The organism is Paraclostridium sp., from assembly GCF_051657365.1.
In the GTDB taxonomy this organism is placed as follows: Bacteria; Bacillota; Clostridia; order Peptostreptococcales; family Peptostreptococcaceae; genus Paraclostridium.
The window spans coordinates 1-4,030 of sequence record NZ_JBOFKN010000011.1 but is presented as its reverse complement, the minus strand read 5'-3'; the positions used below and the strand labels follow the sequence as shown (position 1 = coordinate 4,030).

The following is a 4,030-nucleotide window of genomic DNA, read 5'->3' as shown; positions in this document are numbered from 1 at the left end:
GTATTTCATTACATAAATAAACATATCATATTAAAAATAATAAATTTATTTTTTAATATAATATGTTTGTTTTTTAATTCTATAACATAATAACTATATTTTAGAGTTTATAGATTGCACTTTTTTACAAATATCTATTTAAGATTATAATAAAAAATATGATTATAAATAAAATAATTATTTTATTTATAATCATATTTTTTATTATTTTAGTATTAATTTTAAATTAATTATTACGTTTTAAAATACTTAAAATAATATAACTTTTAAATCTATCCTTTTATTAATGCCATAATATATCACATATTTACAAACAAATTTCATAAACAGCTACGTTTACATCTGTACATATGTTTACATTTACGTTTACACCAACATTTACGTTTTCACATTTAAAAACGTACACGTAAAAAGTTGTGGATTCGTTTATGTTTACGTATACGTAAACGTAGTTAACAACGTAAAAACATGTGAAGATGTATCTAAAAATAGATCTGTAAACGTACAAATAAATATATTCATTTATGTAGTATCTTTACAAGCCGCTTACGTCAATTAGTAATCTTTGAAATATTTAACTATAAAACTTGCAATATTGTAAGTAATTATTTTCTTTTGTTTATAAAAGTAACATATTTTATAATAAATTTTATAATAAACTAAGACTCAATTCAGTTCGAGTAAATCTTAAACCAAAGTTATCTAAAACTTGTATTTTTAATATTTTTCTAGTAGATAGAAATATAAAAAACACTATCAGTTAAAAACTGATTTCAACATTTAATAAAAAAAATAATTTTTTATTCTTTATATAAATTTTTATTCTTTATGTATATATTTATAATAATAGGAAATATTAAATTTATAATAAAACTTCTTGATAATATAAGACCTATAATTTAGTTTGTAACAAGGCTAAAGTTAAATTCCTCTCTACTTATAATAATTACTATAAGTATTATAATCAATTCCATAAAAAAAGCTCAGTATTTAGCTATGAATTTGCAAAAAGGTGCAATTTAAATTGCACCTTTTTGCAAGTTTTTATTAAATAATTAACTTTTTCTCTATTAAATAACTGAATTTCCCACTAACCTTCGTAGAGTATTAAGACGTTTTAAACCTTTTTCATCTAGTTGTAATACCTCTAGGTATTTACTTATTGTGTCTTGCTCTGTGAAATGTACTAACTTATGAGCCTCATAACATAACCTTACTAAGTTTTTATATTCATCTGTTGAATCTTTATTTTTCTTTATATTTCTATAAGCTAGTAGAATATTGTTTTCAGAAATTACATAATATAGATTTTCATACGCATGACTTTTATTCATCCACACAAACCTAACTATTGTGATATATTCATTTCTGAATATCCTAAATTTTAGACCCGTACATTCCTAATTTTGTCAGTCTTCTTATTGACATCCTAACCATAAATATTTTATTAGAACCTAGGTCTATCACAACTCGACTGCCTCCAGTTCGCATTTCATGTAAGAATTGTATTTCTTCTACTTACGATTGCTCTCAAAGCATTTAGCGAGCTTATAATCTCTAATTATTTACTTAACTAAACGCTATCTGTATCCTTTGGCAAGGCATTTCAAGAGCTTCCCATTCTACCTATCATAATAATAGTTCTAATATCTGAATTTAATCAGCTTATTAGACTAGTTTTAATCTTCATAGACTTTGTCTAGCAACAAGTCGCACTATACATTTACGCTAGTTTAATTGCCTACTATCTCTCACTAAATTGATTAGATTGAGAATACAGTTCTCTGATTTTCTAAGTATATTTAAACTTTCGTTTATGTCTGAATTTACAAGTCCAAAACTACTTACAAAAAGATCTCTCAATATTTTTCTTGATTTATCATAATTTTTCTTTAATTTCTAATTGTTTTTCGTCAATATTAGGTTTGAATTTAAAGCTTAACTTCATTTATTTTACTTCCTAGCATAGCTATCTATATATTTATTGCAACTATACATCGCTATATAGTCAACTATGTATTATATGAGGTGAATGAAATTGTAAAAAAAATATCAATACAACATTAGATGAAGAACTATACAAAAGCATTAGAATGTTAGCACTTCAAAAAGGAGTTAATACTAACGATTTAATCGAAGAAGGAATGAAACTTATAATTGACAGAGAAAGTAAGAAAAACAAGTCATAATGTATATACTCTTAACTATGATAAATAGTGCTATTTTACTGTATTCAATAAATTTATATACATAAATGTTTACATTTGTGTATATGTCAACGTTTATGTATACAATTGTGGAAATGTTTATGATTAAGATGCTAGAAACAGTTACGGAAATGTATATATTATAAAATTCTATAATATATATAAATCAAATTTTTTTAATTTATACAAGATAAAAGTGAATACTTTCCAAATAACTAAACTAAATTAATTTATATTTTAAACCTCATTTTCTTTTTTATTTATTAATTAGTTAATTTAATTTTATAAAACTATTTTTATATTAAATAATTTAAATTATCATCTAAAATTTTTATTGGTTTTTATTGGAAGAAGATATATAATACTATATAATAATTAAAATAAGGTGGTAACTATTTTATGATTACTATAATTAATATACTAAAAGCTATTTTTCCATTAATATTAAGTTCAATTTTCTTCATCTATCTAGTAAATTATCTAAATTCCAAAAATAAAAAATCTAAAAATCTTATACAAAAAAAACTCAAGAAAATTATATAGCTTGTAGCATAGCTTTTGGTATACTATTAGGAACTTTTTTTCAAAATTATTTAGGTCCATCAGCCATAACTTATGGTATGTTTTTAGGTTTACTTATAGGAATATTATTAGAAACTAAAAAAAGTACTTAAACTAAATGCAGCTGCTACTGATTATTTAAACACTTTCCAAGTATTTCATAACTTAGATATTTCATTATTCGAAGCTACCTTAAATAAATAATAAAGATCATCTACATTTTTCAAATGTTATTAGCTATTTAGGTGCTATATTTTCAAATATTCCTTTCAGTCTTTCATATATACTATCACCAATAATTTTTCTTCTATATTTTTTTATCAATACTGAATTATTATTTATATCAAACTCCAATTAATTACTTCATTTTTACTATTGTTGATGATTAAATAATAACAAAAATCATAGTCAACAGGAAATATTATCATGTTGCTACGCTTTTGTCGATTCATCTCTCACTTACCTTTGCTTAAGAAATGAGATTTCCCTCAATTTAAGTTAAATAAACTTAGTTTTTTTACTTGCTATTTAGTTTTACAAATAACTATATATATTATTTTTATATAAAAGTAATTCTTATTAAGCATTTGCTATTTAGCAACATAAGTTTGCTTAAAAAGAAAATGTCTTTACAATTTTTTGATAAAAAAATAAATAATACATTCCTTTATTAAACAAGGGCTTCTTCCTAATTATATTCATCTATTTATATCTAAGTCTCGAATAATTACACCAGCAGAGCTAGTCGAAATTCTAAAAAGAGTAAATGTAAATATTTCCTTCAAAATTTTTCCTAATATAAAGAAAAGTAAATTTTTATATAATACAACTAATATATTGTTTTTTCTCAATCAATAAAGAGCTTAAAATTTTTTAGATATATCACCTCTATTAACCTAAAGCAGAGAAGATAATTTTAAATATATATATGTGTGTGTTTTCACAAACGTAAATGTAAACATAACTGTAAGTGTATTTATAAACATATTCACAATTATTTCCTTAAATATCTTTTCATTTATAATTTTTATTCGAATTCTTATGTAATAGTTTGTGTTTACATCAACATAATTGTTTACATTTTTGTTGCTACATATATTTTATTCTATAATACCTAAATATCTTATATTTCTATTTATCATTTATATTTGTTTTTTTGTTTGTCTATATGTTTGTTTTTTTATTTACATTTTTTTTAATTTTATCATACTTACTATAGTTTATTTAAAAGACTTTTTTATTGATTTCTATATATCTATTTT

The 4,030-nt window shown here is 21.9% G+C and carries 1 protein-coding gene; it reads right to left on the bottom strand.

Going from position 1 to position 4,030, the window contains the following annotated elements:
• Window positions 1-1,070: 1,070 nt before the first annotated feature.
• Window positions 1,071-1,334, bottom strand: a complete 264-nt coding sequence (locus tag ACRCYC_RS00510; protein WP_438617240.1) for a hypothetical protein — start codon at window positions 1,332-1,334, stop codon at window positions 1,071-1,073.
• Between the last annotated feature and the right edge of the window lie 2,696 nt (window positions 1,335-4,030).